General features: G+C 32.7%; 4 protein-coding genes, 1 rRNA gene and 1 other annotated feature (1 of these 6 running past the window's edge). All 5 genes read right to left on the bottom strand.

Annotated elements, in window-relative coordinates; translation table 11 throughout:
• Window positions 1–540 (bottom strand): 16S ribosomal RNA (locus WY13_RS08955); the annotation flags it as partial.
• Window positions 541–1234: 694 nt separating this feature from the next.
• A complete protein-coding gene (locus WY13_RS08950; RefSeq protein WP_063555341.1) occupies window positions 1235–2179 on the bottom strand; it encodes a GNAT family N-acetyltransferase in 945 nt (314 codons plus the stop codon).
• Window positions 2180–2514: 335 nt separating this feature from the next.
• Window positions 2515–3765 (bottom strand): DUF1015 domain-containing protein, encoded by a 1251-nt coding sequence (locus tag WY13_RS08945; protein ID WP_063555340.1) that lies wholly within the window; start codon window positions 3763–3765, stop codon window positions 2515–2517.
• A gap of 11 nt (window positions 3766–3776) precedes the next feature.
• Window positions 3777–4703 (bottom strand): D-2-hydroxyacid dehydrogenase, encoded by a 927-nt coding sequence (locus WY13_RS08940; protein ID WP_063555339.1) that lies wholly within the window; start codon window positions 4701–4703, stop codon window positions 3777–3779.
• 20 nt (window positions 4704–4723) lie between these two features.
• Entirely contained in the window at window positions 4724–5794 is a 1071-nt protein-coding gene (locus WY13_RS08935) for a pyridoxal-phosphate-dependent aminotransferase family protein (RefSeq protein ID WP_063555338.1), read from the bottom strand.
• 111 nt (window positions 5795–5905) lie between these two features.
• Window positions 5906–6000, bottom strand: a binding site (T-box leader); it runs 101 nt beyond the window's last position.

The following is a 6000-nucleotide window of genomic DNA, read 5'->3' as shown; positions in this document are numbered from 1 at the left end:
CCCAGTAATTCCGGACAACGCTCGCCACCTACGTATTACCGCGGCTGCTGGCACGTAGTTAGCCGTGGCTTCCTCCTTGGGTACCGTCATTATCGTCCCCAAAGACAGAGCTTTACAATCCGAAAACCTTCTTCACTCACGCGGCGTTGCTGCATCAGGCTTTCGCCCATTGTGCAATATTCCCCACTGCTGCCTCCCGTAGGAGTCTGGACCGTCTCTCAGTTCCAATGTGGCCGATCACCCTCTCAGGTCGGCTACGCATCGTCGCCTTGGTAGGCCGTTACCCTACCAACTAGCTAATGCGCCGCGGGTCCATCTCAAAGCGGATTACTCCTTTAAATCAATTCCCATGTGAAAACTGATTATTATGCGGTATTAATCTCCCTTTCGGGAGGCTATCCCCCTCTTTGAGGTAGGTTACCCACGTGTTACTCACCCGTCCGCCGCTAATCCACTCCCGAAGGAGTTTCATCGCTCGACTTGCATGTGTTAAGCACGCCGCCAGCGTTCGTCCTGAGCCAGGATCAAACTCTTAATTTAAAAGTTTTTATGGCTCTGTTAAAAATCAATACTAACTTCGCATTTCTGCGTCAAACCTTTCGCTGTGGTGCTCATTTACTTAAGTAAACTCCGCTCCTCGCTCAAGGCTTTCCTTGAACTACTCGTTATTATTGATTTTAGAAAATTGATATTAACTTCGCCCTGCGACCTCAAATACTTCACTGTGGTGCTCAATTACGTTAGTAAGTTCCGCTCCTCGTTCAGCATTTTCCTCGCTGTACTCGTTACTATCAATTTTAGTATATTACTAAATGTAATACACAAAATTACGAAATTACTTTTTTAGCTGCTCTCGCAGCTCAAAAGAATTGCTGGTTTATTCTAAATAAGTTATACTTATATCTTCCTCTGTTTAATTTTCAAGGATCATTTTGCCGTCTCACTTCGACAGCTTTTATAGTATATCATCTGAGTTTTAATCTGTCAACATGTTTTTTATTTCTTATAAAATATATTGGCTGAAATCTTTTTTCTCAAGACAACGAAGATTATTATACCACAGGCTAAAGTTCTATAATCTATAATAACTTAAAAATTTTAAGTTTATATCACTAATACTTCTATATTCTATTTATTTCTACATTTTTTATATAAAGATACACATGGATATGTTTATGTAATTTATACTTACAAACTCCTGCTTTTAAGGAGCAAACTTTACTTTCTTTTATTATTATCCTCTGGGATTAATCTTACTAAAAGTTAAATGATCTTGCCACTTTCCATTTATAAATATGTACTTTTCATTCAATCCAATTTTCTTAAACCCACAACTTAAAAGAACTTTCTGGGATCTTATGTTATCCACTAATGTAGAAGCTTCTATTCTATGAAGGTCCATTTCATTAAAGGCATACTCAAGAGTTAATTTTAGTGCCTCTTTCATATATCCATTCCCCTGCTCATCTTCATCTATAGAATATCCTACAAATGCGCTTTTAAATACTCCCATAACTATATTAGATATCTGTATCTTTCCTATAAACGTTTTATCTTTATATATTCCAAGATTCACACTTTTGCCGCTCAAAAATTCTCTGTAACTTTCAATTAAAATCCTCTTTTGAATATCTAAAGTATAAAAATTTTTTTCACGGTCAGGTTCAAATTTGCTCAAATAATCTTTATTCTTTATATAATAATTTAGTACACTTTCTGCACTCTCTGGCGTTAGTACTGAAATATTTATCTTGCTACCTTTTATATGTAATCCCCTACTAATGCTTATGTTTTTAAATTTATCCAGTTCTAATCCAAATAATATTTCATTCTTATATCCAGAATCAGACTTAATACTATTTGATATTATACCCTCAAGTTCAAATCCTAAATCTGTAAATGCAGCTATATTTATATCTTCATCTGCTAATATATTTATTTTATTTAAGTTAGCATTTTTAAAAAGTATTTCTATAAATATGCTAAGTGAATTTTTAAGCAACCTGTAACTAGATTCCCCCCACTTATAGAATTTTATTCTAAGCATACAGCATTTATTTTTAGAGGAAATTTCAATTATGAACGTCCGTCCTAAAGTTATGCCGCAGTTATCCCTTATTATATATTCACTATTACTCCCACTAACTAGACTAATGGTTACAAGTTGTTCTTTAAGCATTTCTACCTCTCCCAATTAAATCAATACTATAGAAATTCCAATTTAAAAATTAATTCTTATATTTTTGTATATACTAATTTAAAATTAAACTTTCTTAATTAATTATAACATAAAAAATGGCTATTATTTTATCAGTAAAAATGCTTTTTCTTCCTTAATACTAGTTATACTAATCTTTCCATTAAATAAAAACTCCAACCTAACCAGGCTGAAGCTTTATTTAATATTATCCTAATATTATGGAGTTAACGACCTATAGTGATTCTAATTTAAATTTTAACTTATATAAAATATACTAACAAAATTGAAATCACACTTAAGAATTTCTATAATATTTACTTTAATTCATGAATGAATAAACCACTTCTAAGTTTAGGTTCAAACCAGGTGGATTTAGGAGGCATTACTTTTCCCGCGTCAGCAATTCCCATTAAGTCATCTAATGTAGTTGGGTACATGGAAAAAGCAACTCCTTCTCCCTCCTTGTCTACCCTTTTTTCCAATTCATTAAGTCCCCTTATTCCTCCTACAAAATCAATTCTAGGATTTGTACGCGGATCGTCTATACCAAGAATTGGATTCAATAAATTATTTTGAAGGACAGAAGCATCTAGCTTTTCAACAACATCACAAGGATCATAAGTACCCTCTTTTGCTTCAATCTCATACCACTTTCCATCTAAATACATACCATAAGTACGTTTCTTAGACGGTCTATAAGGATCTTTACCTTCATATTCTTGTACATTAAACTTTTCTGAAATCTTATTCATATATTCATCACGGGTAAGGCCATTTAAATCTTTTACAACTCTGTTATAATCCATAATGCTTAACTCTGAATCTGGAAAAAGTACAGACAGGAAGAAATTAAATTCTTCATCTCCCTTATAACCTGGATTTTCTTTTCTTCTTTTAATACCAACTTTAACTGCAGAAGCTGTCCTATGATGGCCATCTGCTATATAAAGACTGTCTATATTATTAAACAACTGACAAATAGTATCTATTACCTTGTCATCATCTATAACCCATACAGTATTTGTAACGCCGTCCTCGGCTATAAAATCATAAACCGGTTTTTTTTCATTAGTCCATTTATCTACTATATTATTAATTTTTTCATTATGCCTATATGTCAAAAAAATTGGTCCTGTATTTGCATCACAAGTATCAACATGGTTTATTCTATCCTGTTCCTTGTCTTTTCTTGTAAATTCATGCTTTTTTATTTTATTATCAATATAATCATCTATAGAAGTACATCCTACTATACCTGTCTGAGCCTTCCCATTTCTAATCAATCTGTATATATAGAGATTTCTCTTATTATCTTTTATAAGCAAATTATTATTTATCATGTTTTGCAAATTTTCATTTGCCTTTTCATATACCTTTTTATCATAAGGATCTATATTCCTATCTAAATCAATTTCAGCTTTATCTATATGCAAAAAAGAATATGCATTGTCTTTTGCCATTTCTCTTGCCTCTTCACTATTCATAACATCATAGGGAAGTGCAGCTATTTTACAAGCTGCATCTTCCCTTGGTCTTATGGCTTTGAAGGCTTTTAAAGTTGCCATTTTAGTCCTCCTTATGCATTAACCAAATTTTTATCTAAACATTTTTCAACTATATCTACAATTTCCATTCCAATTCTCTTTTGAGCTTCAACTGTTGAACCACCTATATGAGGTGTTACTGATACTCTATCATTATTTAAGAGTTCTTCACATGGTTTAGGCTCATTTTCAAATACATCCAGTGCAGCTCCTGCTACCTTTTCTGTATTTAATGCCTTTGCTAGAGCTTTCTCGTCTATGACTCCGCCTCTTGCACAGTTTATTACAAAAACTCCATCTTTCATAATGTTGAATTCTTTTTCTCCTATTACAGCTCCCTGCTCTTTATTGAAAGGTATATGAACAGATATATAATCTGCTTTCTTTAACAAATCGTTGAGTTCACAGAATTCATAATTATTATATCCTTTTGCCATACCAAGAATGTCTGTATATATTATCTTCATTCCCATAGCAGCTGCTCTCTTTGCAACCTCTTTTGCAATTCTTCCAAATCCTATAAGCCCCAATGTTTTTCCATACAATTCTACGCCTTTATATTTCTTTTTCTCCCATTTTCCATCTCTCATAGTTACATTGGCTATATTAATATATCTTGATACTGCAAATATATGGCCCATAGTAAGCTCTGCTACTGACACAGTACTGGCATTTGGAGTATTTCTAACTGTTATTCCGTTTTGAGTAGCATACTTTACATCTATATTATCTACTCCAACTCCCCCTCTTATTATAAGTCTTAAATTACCTTTTTTAGCTTCATCTATAAGTGGTTTTCTCATTTTAGTAGCAGATCTAACTACTATTACATCAAATTCTTTTATTTTTTCTTTTAATTCATCTTCTTCAAAATGTTTGTCTACAACTTCATAACCATCTTCTATTAATTTATTTAAAGCTTCTTTTTCCATTCCATCACTAACTAATACTTTTATCATTTCCCTAGCCCCCTTAAAACTTATAATCCTAATATGTCATTGATATTTTCCAAAAGTTCTTTTATATCATCAAGAGTACAATCAGCCATATGAGCTATTCTAAATGCTTTTCCCTTTAATTTTCCGTATCCATTTGATATCTGGAATCCTCTTTCACCTAATTTTTTATTAAGCTCTGCTACATCTATATCCCTAGTATTCTTTATATTAGTAAGAGTATTTGAAAGATATCTTTCATCTGCAAATAATTCAAAATATTTTTTAGCCCATTCTCTAACATAATTAGCCATTTCCAAATGTCTCTTATATCTGTTTTCAAGCCCCTCTTCTAAAATTCTATCCAATTGATAGTCCATTGCGAACATATGTGAAAGAGATGGAGTAGATGGATATTGGTAATCTTTCTTTTGTATATAATTATATATTGAAAGTAAATCCAAATAATACCCTCTAAACTTTACATTTTTTGCTCTTTCTACCGCTTTTTTCGAAAAAGAACATATAGCCATTCCTGGAGGAAGTCCTAAAGCTTTCTGGCTCGATGTCAAACATATATCAATGCCAAGCTTATCTACTTCTATTTTAGTACCTCCCATAGAGCTAACTGTATCCACACACCATACTATATCTGGATATTTTTTTACCACTTCTGCTATTTCTTCTATTGGATTCATAACTCCTGTAGAAGTTTCATTATGAGTTATACAAAGTGAATCATATTTACCTGTAGCTAAAGCTTTGTCTATTTCATTGACATCCGCTGCCTTACCCCATTCTACTTCGTATAAATCTGCTGGTACGTTATTACATTCCGCAATTTGATGCCATCTTTTTCCGAAAGCTCCTATTGAAAAAACTGCTGCCCTCTTAGCTGTACTACATCTTATAGCACCTTCCAGAAGTCCTGTTCCAGATGATGTTGAAAGTAAAATTTCTTCCTTTGTATGAAATACTTTTCTCATTTTGTCACTAATGTCTCTTTGAAGCTTGGAAGCTTCTTTACTTCTATGTCCTATCATAGGTGTAGCCATTTTCTCTAATACATCTTCTCTAACTTCTACTGGTCCAGGAATAAATAATTTCTTATGCATGTTTTTACCTCCAAATAAATTTATTTAATTAATAATCTAACGTTATTTAACAGTTTAAAGTTTTACATTAATAAAGCGCATGTTGTAAAAAATAAAAGCCAACCAGATCCCTTTAGGGACGATTGCCTCGCGTTGCCACCCTTGTTGGTTATAATAATATAACCCACTCATTAAAATAACGGTTTTTCCGTATTATTCATCATAAT

It is taken from the genome of Clostridium ljungdahlii (genome assembly GCF_001636845.1).
GTDB lineage: Bacteria > Bacillota > Clostridia > Clostridiales > Clostridiaceae > Clostridium_B > Clostridium_B ljungdahlii_A.
The sequence above is the reverse complement of the archived record's forward strand: the minus strand, read 5'-3'. Positions and strand labels throughout refer to the sequence as shown.